12 protein-coding genes are annotated in these 13705 nt (G+C 66.8%); 5 read left to right on the top strand and 7 right to left on the bottom strand.

From position 1 onward, the window contains the following. Window positions 1–22 precede the first annotated feature (22 nt). Window positions 23–799, top strand: a complete 777-nt coding sequence (locus CXG43_RS05090) for an AMP nucleosidase (RefSeq protein ID WP_101098963.1) — start codon at window positions 23–25, stop codon at window positions 797–799. 44 nt (window positions 800–843) lie between these two features. Beyond that, the gene (locus tag CXG43_RS05095) at window positions 844–1383 is read left to right on the top strand and encodes a DUF924 family protein (protein WP_101099033.1); all 540 of its coding nucleotides are present in this window, start codon (window positions 844–846) and stop codon (window positions 1381–1383) included. Window positions 1384–1455: 72 nt separating this feature from the next. On the opposite strand, the gene grxD is transcribed toward CXG43_RS05095, so the two are convergent. Beyond that, complete coding sequence (grxD, locus tag CXG43_RS05100; protein ID WP_101098964.1) at window positions 1456–2382, bottom strand: Grx4 family monothiol glutaredoxin; 927 nt, start codon at window positions 2380–2382, stop codon at window positions 1456–1458. Window positions 2383–2441: 59 nt separating this feature from the next. Between grxD and CXG43_RS05105 the strand changes: the two genes are divergently transcribed. Next, on the top strand, window positions 2442–3224 hold the full coding sequence (locus CXG43_RS05105; RefSeq protein ID WP_101098965.1) for a polysaccharide deacetylase family protein: 783 nt from the start codon (window positions 2442–2444) through the stop codon (window positions 3222–3224). A 9-nt stretch (window positions 3225–3233) separates the two neighbouring features. Here CXG43_RS05105 and CXG43_RS05110 read toward each other — a convergent pair whose 3' ends face one another. From CXG43_RS05110 to CXG43_RS05120, 3 genes are read right to left on the bottom strand one after another with little or no spacing between them, the layout of a single operon-like run. After that, on the bottom strand, window positions 3234–3962 hold the full coding sequence (locus CXG43_RS05110; RefSeq protein WP_232767607.1) for a methyltransferase domain-containing protein: 729 nt from the start codon (window positions 3960–3962) through the stop codon (window positions 3234–3236). Between the two features lie 4 nt (window positions 3963–3966). After that, window positions 3967–4578, bottom strand: a complete 612-nt coding sequence (locus CXG43_RS05115) for an SGNH/GDSL hydrolase family protein (protein WP_101098967.1) — start codon at window positions 4576–4578, stop codon at window positions 3967–3969. 5 nt (window positions 4579–4583) lie between these two features. Then, on the bottom strand, window positions 4584–5861 hold the full coding sequence (locus CXG43_RS05120; RefSeq protein ID WP_101098968.1) for a pyridoxal phosphate-dependent aminotransferase: 1278 nt from the start codon (window positions 5859–5861) through the stop codon (window positions 4584–4586). A gap of 122 nt (window positions 5862–5983) precedes the next feature. Here CXG43_RS05120 and rsgA point away from each other — a divergent pair, with 122 nt between their 5' ends. Together rsgA and CXG43_RS05130 are read left to right on the top strand one after the other, a co-directional pair. Further along, window positions 5984–7081: a ribosome small subunit-dependent GTPase A gene (rsgA, locus tag CXG43_RS05125; protein WP_101098969.1), complete on the top strand. Its 1098-nt coding sequence runs from the start codon at window positions 5984–5986 to the stop codon at window positions 7079–7081. A gap of 112 nt (window positions 7082–7193) precedes the next feature. Next, on the top strand, window positions 7194–8447 hold the full coding sequence (locus CXG43_RS05130; RefSeq protein ID WP_101098970.1) for a flavohemoglobin expression-modulating QEGLA motif protein: 1254 nt from the start codon (window positions 7194–7196) through the stop codon (window positions 8445–8447). A 525-nt stretch (window positions 8448–8972) separates the two neighbouring features. Here CXG43_RS05130 and CXG43_RS05135 read toward each other — a convergent pair. The 3 genes from CXG43_RS05135 to CXG43_RS05145 form a co-directional block, all read right to left on the bottom strand. Further along, on the bottom strand, window positions 8973–11258 hold the full coding sequence (locus tag CXG43_RS05135; RefSeq protein ID WP_101098971.1) for a TonB-dependent receptor: 2286 nt from the start codon (window positions 11256–11258) through the stop codon (window positions 8973–8975). 305 nt (window positions 11259–11563) lie between these two features. Beyond that, on the bottom strand, window positions 11564–12304 hold the full coding sequence (phbB, locus tag CXG43_RS05140; protein WP_101098972.1) for an acetoacetyl-CoA reductase: 741 nt from the start codon (window positions 12302–12304) through the stop codon (window positions 11564–11566). 31 nt (window positions 12305–12335) lie between these two features. Beyond that, complete coding sequence (locus CXG43_RS05145; protein ID WP_101099034.1) at window positions 12336–13664, bottom strand: CitMHS family transporter; 1329 nt, start codon at window positions 13662–13664, stop codon at window positions 12336–12338. Between the last annotated feature and the right edge of the window lie 41 nt (window positions 13665–13705).

The raw sequence follows: 13705 nt of genomic DNA on the forward strand, positions 1-13705 counted from the left end.
TGACGTTCGCCAAGACCGCCACATGAAGACCAAGCAGGACATCGTCGACAACTGGCTGCCGCGCTACACCGGCGTGCCATTGGACCAGTTCGGCCAGCACATCCTGCTGACCAACTTCAGCGGCTACCTGCATGCCTTCGCGCAGCTGACCGGCGCACCAGTGGTGGGCCTGGACCGGCCCATGGCCAGCGTCACCGCCGATGGCATCAGCATGATCAACTTCGGCATGGGCAGCCCGAACGCGGCCATCATCATGGATCTTCTTTCTGCGGTTATGCCCAAGGCGGTGTTGTTCCTGGGCAAGTGCGGTGGGCTCAAGCGCAAGAACCAGCTGGGCGACCTGGTGCTGCCCATCGCGGCGATCCGCGGTGAAGGCACCTCCAGCGATTACCTGCCGCCGGAAGTGCCGGCATTGCCGGCGTTCGCGCTGCAGCGGGCGGTCAGCACGATGATCCGTGACCTCGGCCACGACTACTGGACCGGCACCGTGTTCACCACCAACCGGCGCGTATGGGAGCACGATGAAGCCTTCAAGGAGCGTCTGCGCAGCATGCGCTGCATGGCCATCGACATGGAGACCGCCACCGTGTTCGCGGCGGGCTTCGCCAACCACATCCCGACGGGGGCCTTGCTGCTGGTCTCCGACCAGCCGATGATCCCCGATGGGGTGAAGACCGAAGCCTCCGATGCCAAGGTGAGTTCGCAGTTCGTGGACAACCATATCCAGATCGGCATCGAGGCCTTGAGGCTGATCCGGCGCAATGGCAAATCGGTCCGCCACCTGCGGTTCGACGAATGACCGGCAATGGGCAGGGCGCCCCGATGCAGCCCGTGGAGCAGGATATGCAGACCGCAGCGCAGGTAGTGGCGTTCTGGAACGAGGCAGGGCCGGCGAAATGGTTCGCGCGCGACGACGCCTTCGACGCGCGCTTCCGTGCGCTGTTCCTGGAGGAACACCATGCGGCGGCGGCGCGTGCCCGCGAGCACTGGCTGTCAACCGCCGAAGGGGCGCTGGCGCTGATGCTGCTGCTGGACCAGTTCCCGCGCAACTGCTTCCGCGGCACCGCCCATTCGTATGCCACCGATGGGCTGGCCCGGCACTACGCGATGCGCGCGGTGGAAGAGGGCCTGGACCTGGAGCTGCTGCCCAAGCTGCGGGCGTTCGTCTACCTGCCGTTCGAACACTCCGAAGAGCTGCAGGACCAGGACCGTTCGGTGGCGATGTTCGACGTGCTCGGCGACAAGCAATACCTGCAGTTCGCCGAGCTGCACCGCGACATCATCCGGCGCTTCGGGCGCTTCCCGCACCGCAATGCGGTGCTGGGCCGGATGACCACGATGGAAGAAATGGATTTCCTGGCCGAGGGCGGCTTCGCGGGTTGAGGCGCTTCAATGGAAAACGCCGGCGGATGCCGGCGTTTTCCAGATCGTTACGGGACTGCGTGAAACGCCGGATCAGTACTTCGGCACGCCGTTGTCGACCTCGTCGGACCAGGCATCGATGCCGCCGGTCACGTTGTGCACCTTGGTGAACCCCAGTGCACGGAACTGTTCGGCCGCCTGCGCGCTGCGACCGCCGTGGTGGCACAGGAAGGCCAGCGCAGTGTCCCTGGGCAGGGCTTCCAGCTCGGCACGGCCATTGCCATCGAAGACCTTGAACGGCACGCCGACGGCGGCGATCGAACGCTCTTCGGACGGACGTACGTCCACCAGCAGCACGGTGCCGGCACGCACCAGGTCGTCGGCGTCGCGCACCGACAGTTCGGTGATGGCCTTGGGGGCGTTCGGGTTGTCGATGGCCAGGCCCTTGCCGCGGATGTCATCCACCCAGTCGATGGTGATGCCGTCGGCGCGCCGCGCGCTGGCCAGGTCGAACTGCACGCGCAGGCCGTTGGATTCGGCCGCGATCGCGCCCTCGTCGAACGGGGCCAGCTGGAAGTTCGGCTGGAAGCGGGCATCGATGCCCAGCTGCAGGGCCGCGCCGGGCGAGTCAGCCAGGGCACCCTTGAGCATTTCCACGGCGGCCGGGGTCACGGTGATGGACGGCGGCGTGCGGTCCGGGGCGGCCAGGCCGAGCACGCTGCTCAGCTCACCGCTGGAGGCCATCTGCAGGATGATGTCGCTGCCACCGACCAGCTCGCCGTCGATGTACAGCTGCGGGATGGTCGGCCAGTCGCCGTACTGCTTGATGCCTTCACGGATCTCCTGGTCGGCCAGCACGTTGACGTGGCCGAACTCCACGCCCAGGTCCTGTAGTGCGCCGACGGCCTTGGCCGAGAAGCCACACTGCGGCATGGACGGCTGGCCCTTCATGAACAGCACGACGCGGTCGTTGGCGAGGAGGGTTTCGATGCGCGAACGCAGGGCGGGATCGAGGGACATGGCGGTGGAAATCCGGTGATATCGAACCGCTGATTCTACCCCCCGTGGCATCATGGGGCATGACCACGGTAGAAACGCTGCATTGCCCCCCGCGCTGGCCCTGGCGCGCGCTGCTGGGCTTCGCGCTGTCCCAGCTGCTTGCCCTGGCGGTGTGGATCCTTGCCGGCTGGGGCTGGGGACTGGCCCTGCTGCTGGCCAGCCATGCGCTGTTCCTGCTGCCGGTATTCCTGCCCAACTGCCGCTTCTACACCCCGGTCACCAGCCGCCTGGCCGAGGCCGGCGAGGCGGTCTGGCTGACCATCGATGACGGCCCCGGAAGGGATACGCCCGCCGTGCTGGATCTTCTTGACCGCTACCAGGCCAAGGCGACCTTCTTCCTGGTGGGCGAGCGCGCGCTGGCCCATCCAGAGCTGGTGCGCGATCTGATCCGCCGTGGCCATGACGTGGGCAATCACAGCCACAGCCACCCGCAGGCGCGTTTCTGGCGACTGGGGCCGGCCGCCATGGCCCGCGAGATCGGCCACTGCCAGCAGGCGCTGCAGGCGATCACCGGGCGGCCCACGCGCTGGTACCGCTCGGTGGTGGGCATGACCAATCCGTTCGTGGGGCCGGTGGTGCAGCATCTGGGGCTGATCCGGGTGGGCTGGAGCGCGCGCGGTTTCGATGGGGTGGACTGCACACCCGCGCAGGTGCTGGCGCGGCTGCTGCCGGACCTGAAGCCCGGCGCGATCGTGCTGCTGCACGAAGGCAGTGGACACGGCCACAACCTGCAGATCATCGAAGGGGTGCTGCAGGCACTGCACGAGCGCAGGCTGCAGGCGCGGTTGCCGGCAGGCCCCTGACGCGGCAGGTCAGCGCGCCACGGGTGGGCGCCTGGCCACCAGCAGCCAACTGTTGAAGGGAGTACGCCCGCGCAGTGCGCGCGGCGCTTCGGCGACCAGGCCGGCCTTGTCGAGCAGGCGTTGCAGCGCACCGGCGGTTGGATAGTGGCGTGGGCGGGTACGCATCCAGCCGGACAGCCAGCCCAGCCGGTCGGTCAGGCGCGTGGCGCGGTCGCGGCCATCGCCGGTATCCAGCGGACTGCGCAGTACCAGTGTCCCGCCGGGCGCCACGCGCGCGGCCGCCGCCTGCAGCAGGCTGGCCTGGGCGTGTGCATCCAGGTAGTGCAGCACGTCCAGCGCCGCTACATGGCCGCTGTGGCGTGGCAGCGGCTGCTGGATGTCCAGGTGGCGAAGGTCCAGTGCGTGAAGTTCCGCGCGGCGGACCGCACGCGCACCGCGATCGATCTTGCCGGCGTCCAGGTCCACGCCCAGGTAGGGCTGCATTCGGCCGCGCAGGCGCGCGACGTGGCCCAGCAGGCCCAGCCCGCAGCCCAGGTCGAGCAGCGGCAGGTGATCGTCCGGCAGGGCCTGCAGCACGCCGTTGTAGAGCGGGTCGCTGCCGAGCTTGGCGCGCACGTAGTAGTAGGTGCTGCGGTTGCCCCAGCTGCGTTCCGGCAGGAAAGCGCGGGCGATGGCCGTTGCCTCGGCGGTGTCCAGCGAAGAGGCCGGCGCATGCGCCGTGGGCAGCGCGCCGGTCACCGGTTCAGGCGGCGGAGGCGAGCAGGCGCTCGGCCAGCGGCAGGGCCCGCTGCGCCCACAACGCATACATCCGCGCCGAAGGATGCAGGCCGTCGTCTGCGAGCATCGCCGCTTCCGCGCCGTGCTGGCGCGAGAGATCGGTGATGTCCACGTAGGCGATTCCGAGCGCGTTGCAGATCGCCTGCGCGGCATGGTTGTAGCCATCCAGCGCCTCGGCAATGGCGGCGCGGTCGCGATCGTGCGCGAACGGGGTGACGCCCCAGTCCGGGATGGACAGCACCAGCACCCGCGACGGCCTGCCGCCGGCAAACGCCAGCGCACGCTGCAGCAGGGCGATGAATTGCTGCTGGTACTCCTGCAGTGACCGACCGCGGTATTGGTTGTTGACCCCGATCAGCAGGCTGACGAAATCGAACGGACCGTCCGGTGCAACGGCATCGATGCCAGCGTCCAGCTCATCGGTGGTCCAACCGGTGGTGGCGATGGTCCGTGGCTCCTGCAGCGCGATGCCGCGTGCGCGCAGCAACGCCGCCAGCTGATGCGGCCAGCGGCCTTCCGCCGGAACGCCTTCGCCAATCGTGTAGGAATCGCCCAAGGCCAGCCAGGTGAGTGCCATCGCAGTCAGGCGACGGCCGAGCGGCGCGGCTTCAGCGTTACCACTTTGCGGTTGGCTTCGGCGCGGCGTGCCAGCGCGCGGTCGATCCGCGAGAACACCTCGCGCATCACCGCCGCTTCGGGCAACAGGGTGACGCGGAAATGGTGTCGGTAGGGCACGTTGAAACTGGAGCCGGGTACCACCAGCACGCCCTCGTCGTTCATCAGTTCCAACGCGAGATCGTGGTCGTCCAGGCCACGGGCCGCATCGCCGACCACGGCCGGGAAGGCATACAGCGCCCCGGCTGGCGCCACCAGCGAAAGGTGTTCGCTGGCCGCGCAGGCTTCGATCACCGCGCGGCGGGTCTCGTACAGGCGGCCACCGGGGCTGCACAGCGGGGTGATCGTATCGGGACCGTTGACAGCCGCATCGATGGCGTACTGGCCGGGCACGTTGGCGCACAGGCGCAGCGCGCTGAGCAGGTCCATCGCGGCGCGGAACTCGCCCAGCCGCTCGGCTTCGCCGGACAGCATCGCCCAGCCCACGCGCCAGCCGCAGGCACGGTGCACCTTGCTCAGGCCGCTGAAGGTGATGCACGGCTGGTCACCCGCCAGCGGTGCCACGGGCTGGAAGACGGCGTCGTCGTACAGGATCTGGTCGTAGATTTCATCGACCATCAGCAGCAGGTTGTGCTTGCGCGCGATGGCGACGATGCGTTCGAGCAGTTCGCGCGAGTAACTGGCACCACTGGGATTGTTCGGGTTGATCAGCACGATGGCGCGGGTACGCGAGGACACCAGTGCTTCGATCTCGCTCGGGTCCGGCTGGAAGCCGTTTTCCGGGGCGCAGCGGTAATACACCGGGCGGCCGTCGTTGAGGATGGTCGCGGCCGACCACAGCGGGTAATCGGGCGAGGGCACCAGCACTTCGTCACCGGGATTGAGCAGCGCCCGCAGCGACAGGTCGATCAGTTCGCTGACGCCGTTGCCGATGAATACCCGGTCCGGGTGCGCGTCGGGGGCGCCGCGACGCGCGTAGGCGGCCGCGATGGCCTCGCGTGCTTCCGGCAGGCCCTGCTGGTGGGTGTAGGGATCGGTGCGGCCCATGTCATCGGCGATGGCGCGCTGCAGGTGCTCCGGCGCGCGGAAGCCGAAGTTGCCGGGGTTGCCGATGTTCAGCTTGATCAGCGTGCGGCCCTGCGCTTCCAGTTCCCGCGCTCGCCGCGCCAGCTCTCCTCGGATCTCGTAGCGCACTTCGGAAAGGCGCTCACGGATGGCCAGGGGCTTGGGCGTGGGGGTGGACATGGCAGACGGGCCGTCGATGGGCGTGGAAGACCCATACTAGCTGAATTGCTGCGATGCATGGCAAGGGTCTCCGCCGGCCAGCGCCCACGCCCGCAAGGCGCGCTGCCGGTAGAATGCGGACGATGACCGATACCCCTGATTACCCCGCACTGCAGACCATTGGCTGGCCTTGGCCCGGCCCGCCCGCCAACGCCGACCAGGCGGACTGGCAGGCCGCGATGGCGACCCATCCACAGGCGCGGCCTGCGCGGGTGATCGAGCAGCATCGCACCCATTACGTGGTCGCCGATGGCCCGGACGCGTCGATCAAGGCCGAATCCCTGCCGGAATGGCAGCGTCCGCGCTTTCCCAGCCATGAGCGCCCCGCGGTGGGCGATTGGGTGCTGCTGGAGGGCGTGCGCATCGTCGCGCTGCTGCCGCGGCGCACCGCGATCAAGCGTGGCGCGGCGGGGGAGCATTACCACCAGCAGGTGATCGCGGCCAACGTCGATACGGTGTTCATCGTCTGCGGCCTGGATGCCGATTTCAATCCGCGGCGGATCGAGCGTTACCTGCTGCTGGTGGGCGGCGGCGGCGCCGAGCCGGTGGTGGTGCTGACCAAGGCCGACCAGACCGAGTACACCGAAGACGCGCTGGCGGTGCTGGAAGAATTGAAGGCGCAGGGCATCGCGCTGCGGGCGGTCAACGGGCTGGATCCGGCCAGCGTGGCGACCCTGCATCCGTGGCTGGGCGCGGGGCATACGGTGGTGCTGGTGGGCTCTTCGGGTGCGGGCAAGTCGACCCTGACCAATACCCTGCTCGGCGAGCAGCGGATGAAGACCAACACGGTGCGCTCCAACGATTCGCGCGGCCGCCACACCACCACGCATCGCGCGCTGATGCCGTTGCCGATGGGTGCCTGCCTGATCGACACGCCCGGCATGCGCGAACTGAAGCCGACCGGCGAAGAGACGCTGGCCGAAGGCGGCTTCGCCGATATCGAAGCGCTGGCGGCACAGTGCCGGTTCCGCAATTGCCTGCACCAGCAGGAACCGGGGTGTGCGGTCCGTGCGGCGATCGAAGAGGGCGACATCGAAGAAACCCGCGTGTTGAACTACTTCAAGCTGAAGGAAGAAGTCGCTGCCGCAGCGGCAAAGCTGGCGGTACGCCAGGCTGAGACGGCGCAGGAACGCCGCACCGCGGCCCGTCGTGGCGCAGGCAAGGCGCCGCGCCGCCGATAGTGACGGCCGCTGGCCGTCGTTGTGGGTGACAACCATCTTGTGGCTGACGACCATCTTGTGGGTGACGACCGTTGGTCGTCACGCCGTTACCGCCTCAGGCTATAGTTGACCCATGGATCCAGGCGCGACGCTAGACCATGAAGTGGCCCACCATGCCGCGCTGGATGCGCGGCTGGTCGAGGCCGTAGGCGGCATCCGGCTGCTGGGACTGACCAGTTGGCCGGCGGCCCTGCAGTCCCCGTTCCTGGCCAGCGTGGCCAGTGGCCAGCCGCGGCTGCCCCAGGTGGATTACCCCAAGCTGGATTTCAGCGATGCGCGGCGCGCGTTGGCGGCGCTGACCGCCGAATGCGATGCCGACCATCCGCTGGGCCGTTACGTGCAGCAGTCCGCGCAGAGCTGGGACCTGGCCGCGCAGTTGCTGGAAGGGTTGGGCACCGCCGCGGTGGATGCGTGTTCAGTGCAGTTGTTCGGTTCGCCCGAGCAGCCGCTGCCCGGCAACGGGCCCAGCACGCGCGACGCCGCGCGTCATTTCATCCAGATCGCCGCCGAACTGGACCACGAGCTGCTGGCCCCGGAAGAGCAGGTCCCGGTCTCGGCTACCGCGCTGCAGCTGCAGTTGCAGAGTGACCTGGACGCGTTCTTCGAATCCCGCATCATCCAGGTGCAACTGGACCCCGGGCTGGTGTCCAAGGCAGCCGCCGGGCCGACCCGCATCCGCCTGCGCACCAGCGCCCGCTTCAGTGCGTACGATCGCGCACAGCTGTTCCACCACGAAGCGCTGGTGCACTCGCTGACGGCGTTGAACGGCCGGGAGCAGCATGTCCTGCCGAGCCTGGCATTGTCATCCCCGCGCGTCACCGCCACCCAGGAAGGCTTGGCCACCTTCGCCGAGCAGATCACCGGCAGCATCGACATCGAGCGGCTGAAACGCATCAGCCTGCGCACCGAAGCCATTGCGATGGCCCGCGAGGGGGCGGACTTCATCGAGGTGTTCCGCTATTTCTGCGATGCCGGGCAGAACCTCGAGGAGAGCTTCGCTTCAGCCCAGCGCGTGTTTCGCGGCGTTCCGCCCAGCGGCGGCATGGCTTTCACCAAGGACACGGTTTACCTGCGTGGACTGGTATCGGTGCATACGTTCTTCCGCCACATGTTGGCCGAAGACCGCCTGCAGGTATGCCGTTGGTTGTTCGCCGGCAAGATGACGCTGACCGATGCGATCACCTTCGCGCCGTTGTTCGAGGCGGGGATACTGCAGCCGCCGCGCTGGCTGCCGCACTGGGTGAGCCGGGCCAATGGGCTGGCGGGGATGCTGGCGTTTTCGTTGTTCGCCAATCGGATACGGATGGATCAGTTGTCACCGGAGTGACCCGGTCGAACGGGTTGGACCCCCTCGTGGCGGGTGGCATTTGGAGCTGCTGGTTTGGCGCCGGGCGGTGGGGCTGGTCGGGGGACGGCAGAAGCCGCATCCTGCGGGCCTCGTTTCGCGCCATCCATGGCGCTCAACGCCCCCGCCCAGCCCCACCGCCCGCCGCCCGGACAGATTCCGGTGGCCGCCCGCCACGTAAAAGAAAAAGAAAAAGCGGTAGCGCCGAGCCATGCTCGGCGGCTTCTGCTTCTGCTTCTGCTTCTGCTTCTGCTCTTCTCCTCCCCAACCCGGCGGCGGCAGCGCACTGTCCGGAGGCGGGGGAGGGTGATGCGCGGGACGCTGAGCCGCATGGGTCGGGCGCATGCGCCCGACGGGTTGGGCAGGAGCCCAACCCCGGTCTTGCCGTGTGCGCAGGACAGCGCACACGAGCAAGCGGCGACGCAGCCTCCAAGGACGGATTCACGGCGTGTCCCGCGCATTACCCTCCCTCGCCTCAACCCATGACCCAACGCGCCCCGCCTAAGACTAAAAATCAACCCCCACCGTCATGAACACCTGCCGCGGTGCGCTGGCGTGGATCGCATAACGGGTCCCGGTCGGATCGGTCGGCGCGAACGAACTCAACTGCCCTGCGTAGCGCTTGTTGGTCAGGTTGGTGGCGTTGAGCGATACCTTGATGTCGCGCAGGCCCATGCCCGGGCCGAAGGAATAGCCGAGGCCTGCATCGAAAGTGGTCACGCCCGGTACCGACTGGTCATTGGTATAGGTGTAATAGCGCTTGCCGGTGTACTTGGCGCGCACGCTGGCGAAGAAGCCGTCGCGGTTCCAGCTCAGTTCGCTGGACGCCATGCGCTGCGGCGTATCGACGGTGATCTTTCCCGCCACCGGTACGATCGCACCACCGGAGGTGTAGTCGTCCTCGTAGGTGGTCTTGTTCCACGACAGCGCGTTGTACCACTGCAGCCCGTCGACCGGCTTGAGGATGAGGGTCAGTTCGGCGCCCTGGCTCTTCACCGAGCCCACATTGATGAAGCGGGTGATGCATTCCGGCCGCGTGCCCACTTCGATGCTGGTACAGGGGTTGAGCGACAGCAGGCGGTTGTCGAACATCACGTGGTAGGCCGCCAGCGAGGCCTGGTACTTGTCGCCGAAGCGACGGAAACCGGCTTCGAACGTGCGCGACTTTTCCGGCTCCAGGTCATCCACGCTGGCAGGGAAGGACTCCGGCGATACCTGCAGGGGGCCGCCACTGCCGCCACCGACGAAGGCGGCGATGTTTTCGGCATACGAGGCGAACACTTCCTGGCGGGAACTCAGCTTGAAGCTGATGCCGGCCTGCGGCAGCACCGATTCCTTGGCGGTCAACGTGCCGGAGGCATAGCTCGATTCGGTGCCCGGCCTGGCGTTGGCGGTCATCCGGGTGTTGGGGCTCTTGATGCCCACGTCCACTGTCATCCGGTCGTCCATGAAGCGCATGCGGTCCTGCACATAGAACTGACGGGTACGGATATCGAAGTCCTGGTCGAACAGGCGGCGGTCCGGATGGTTGAGGTAGGTGTCGTCCAGGAACGGGCCGTCGATGTAGTAGAAATTGCGCTCTACGTTATGGTCGTTCTTCTCGTACCAGAGCCCGGCTTCCAGTTCGTGGATACCCAGGTTCCAGGTCAACGCTGCAGTCAGGCCCTGGCGGTTGATGGTGTAGTTGGTGCTGCGGATCGAGATCGGAATCTCGCGGTCGGTGCCCGGATGAGAGGGCTGGCCCGGTGCCCACCAGTGGCCCTGGCCGCGGTTGTCGTGATGGTAGGCCAGCAGTTTCAGCCCTGCGCTTTCGCCGAGCTTCAGATCGGCGTCCAGCGAATACAGGTTGTCATCGCGAAGCGCACGGCTCTGGTAGTACGCATCGTCGATGCTGTTGACGCCGCCGCTGAACGCACAGCGTGCCGGATCACGCGTAGCCGGCGCGCAGTAGGCTGCGGCGACGGCCCGCTCCCAGTCGGGTGCATAGATGTTCCAGTCGTAACCCAGGCCGCGTTCGAGCATGCTCTTGGACAGGTAGGCATAGTTCGCCTGGCTGGCGCGCGAGGTCGCGGCGAACGCACCGAAACGGTTGTCCCCCACATGCCAGACGGCCTTGGCGTTGAACTGTCGCGTCGTCTGGTTCTGATACGGCGCCGCCCACATGTCCGCGTCCTGGTGCACGCCGGATACATAGGCGGAAAACCCGTTGATGTCCCCGGTGTCTACGCGCAGGTAACCACGGCGCTGGTTGTCATCGCCTGCGGTAATACTGGCACGCCCGCCGAATTCAGTGGACGGGTCCATCGAGAAGTACTGGATCGCACCACCAAGGTTGCTGGTGGACGCCACGCCCAGCGACCCGATGCCCTGCGACAGCTCGGCACCGGCCAGGTTCTCGGCGATCAAGGCGCGCGCAATGCTCAGTCCGTTGTAGTTGCCGTAGCTGTTGTCACCCAGCGGGATGCCATCGAGCGTATAGCCGAGGCGACTCTTGTCGAAGCCGCGCAGGCTGATGGTCTGCGATTCCTCGTTGGCACCGAAGGCATCATTGGATTGCACGGAAACGCCGGGCAGGCGATCGAGGATCTTCTGCCCGCTGGTGCCGGGCGGCAGGACCTGCTTGTCCACGGGGGTGATGCGCTGCACCTGGCGGGTTTCACCCTGGCCGATCACCGACACGGCATCCAGCGTCTGCGCCGTGACGGCGGTATCGGCGTTGGATTCGCCGGCGGCGTGGGCGTTGGCGGCGCAAAGCGCGATCGCCACGGCAATCGTCAGGTGTCGGGTCTGCATGTCGTTCCGTTGCATGAGGGGAAAGGCCTGCGGGCTGCAGGTCACCAACCACTATGCGAAGCGGAAATGACGGCTTTTTGACGGTGAAGCGTAGAATGCGTGCAACTGCGACGGCGTTCGCTTTATGCCGAAGGACCGCGCCGCACGCAAGAGTAGCGCCGAGCCATGCTCGGCGAGCGCAGCGGCAGGGCAAGGTCGTGACGACCAACGGTCGTCACCCACCGACAGCAGGAGCAGACAGCCAGCGGCCGTCACCACCGAGGGACGGCGAGCCCAGCGCCAGCCACCGGATCCGCCCGGCTGCATCACCCCATGTACAGACCGCCGTTGACCGCATGGTCCGCACCGGTCACGTACGCCGCTTCATCCGATGCCAGCCAGCCGCACAGCGCGGCCACTTCTTCCGGCTTGCCGAGACGACGGATAGGCACCGAGGCGGCCAGCCGGTCCAGCACGTCCGGCGGGAAGCTGCTGATCGCCTGGCTGGCGATGTAACCCGGTGAGATGGTGTTGACCGTGACCCCACGGGCGGCGACCTCCGCGGCCAGCGCGCGGCTGAAACCGTGCATCGCCGCCTTCGCCGTGGCGAAGTTGACCTGGCCGATCTGGCCCTTGTGCGCGCTGACCGAACCGATGTTGATGATGCGTCCCCAGCCGCGCGTGGCCATGCCGTCGACCACTTGCTTGGTGATGTTGAACAGCGAGTTGAGGTTGGACGCCATCACCGCATTCCAGTCATCGGCGCTCATCTGGCGGAACAGCACATCGCGGCTGCCGCCGGAATTGTTGACCAGTACACCGACCTCGCCGACTTCGGCGCGCACCTTGGTGAAGGCGGACGCGGTGGAGCTCCAATCGGTTGCATTGCCTTCGGAGGCGATGAAGTCGAAGCCGAGGTCACGCTGCTCGCGCAGCCAGCCGGCCTTGCGCGGTGAGTTCGGCGCACAGCCGGCCACCACCGTGTGGCCCGAGCGCGCCAGGGTCTGGCAGATCGCAGTGCCGACACTGCCCATGCCACTGGTTACGTATGCAATGCGAAGGGTCATCGGGTTCTCCTGGTGATGTAGCAGGGCCGCATCAGGCGGCCAGCGGGTACAGCGCGAACAGCAGGCTGCCGGCCATCAGCAGCAGGGAGATCATCACCGCCCATTTCAGGGTGAACTTCTGGTGGTCGGCGAACTCCACCTTGGCCAGTCCGACCAGCAGGTAGGTCGAGGGCACCAGCGGGCTGAGCAGGTGCACCGGCTGGCCTGCCAGCGAAGCGCGGGCCATTTCCACCGGCGTGATGCCGTAGTTGCCGGCGGCCTCGGACAGGATCGGAAGCACGCCGAAGTAGAAGGCATCGTTGGACATGAAGAAGGTGAACGGCATCGAGGCCAGCGCGGTGATCACCGCCAGGTAGGGGCCCCAGCTTTCCGGGATGATCGCCAGGAAGCTGTGCGACATCGCTTCGACCATGCCGGTGTTGTTGAGGATGCCGGTGAAGATGCCAGCGGCGAAGATCAGCGAGACCACCGACAGCACGTTGCCGGCATGGTTGACCACGCGACGGCGCTGCTCGGCAAGGTTCGGGTAGTTGATCACCAGCGCAATGGCGAAGCCCACCATGAACAGGATCGGCATCGGCAGCAGGCCCATGATCAGCGCGGCCATCAGCGCAGCGGTCAGGCCGAAGTTGACCCACAGCAGCTTGGGACGCTTGATGTCTTCGGCATCTTCGACGGTCGGCAGCGCATCGCCGTCGTCGGACACGCTGGAGTCCATCCACGAGCCGCCCTGCGGCAGGGTCACCACGCCCAGGCGACGGCGCTCCTTCATGCCCAGGTACCACGCCAGCAGCAGGATGCCGGCGCAGGCGATCACCATGGAGGGAATCAATGGCACGAACACGTCGGCCGGGTCGACGTGCAACGCGGTGGCCGCACGCGCGGTCGGTCCGCCCCACGGGGTGAGGTTCATGACACCGCCCGCCAGGATGGTCACGCAGGTCATGTTCAAGGCATTCATGCCCAGCCGCCGGTAGAGCGGCAGCATCGCTGAGACCGTGATCATGTACGTCGTGGAGCCATCGCCATCCAGCGAGATCAGCATCGCCAGCACGGCGGTGCCCATGACGATCTTCAGCGGATCACCCTTGACCACGTTGAGGATGATCCGTACCAGCGGATCGAAGAGGCCGGCATCGATCATCACCCCGAAGTACAGGATGGCGAACATCAGCATGACGCCGGTGGGCGCGATCTTCTTGATACCGTCGAGCATCATTTCATCGATGCCGGCGCCGAAGCCGCCCAGCAGCGCGAAGATGATCGGGATGGTGATCAGGGCGACCAGCGGCGACAGTCGCTTGCTCATGATCAAGTACATGAACGTAATGACCATGCCAAAGCCGAGGATGCTGAGCATCATCTGCGGACTCCTTGCGGGTTAGTGCGGAAGGGGGAGGG

It is taken from the genome of Stenotrophomonas sp. Bg11-02, from assembly GCF_002836635.1.
Lineage (GTDB): Bacteria > Pseudomonadota > Gammaproteobacteria > Xanthomonadales > Xanthomonadaceae > Stenotrophomonas > Stenotrophomonas lacuserhaii.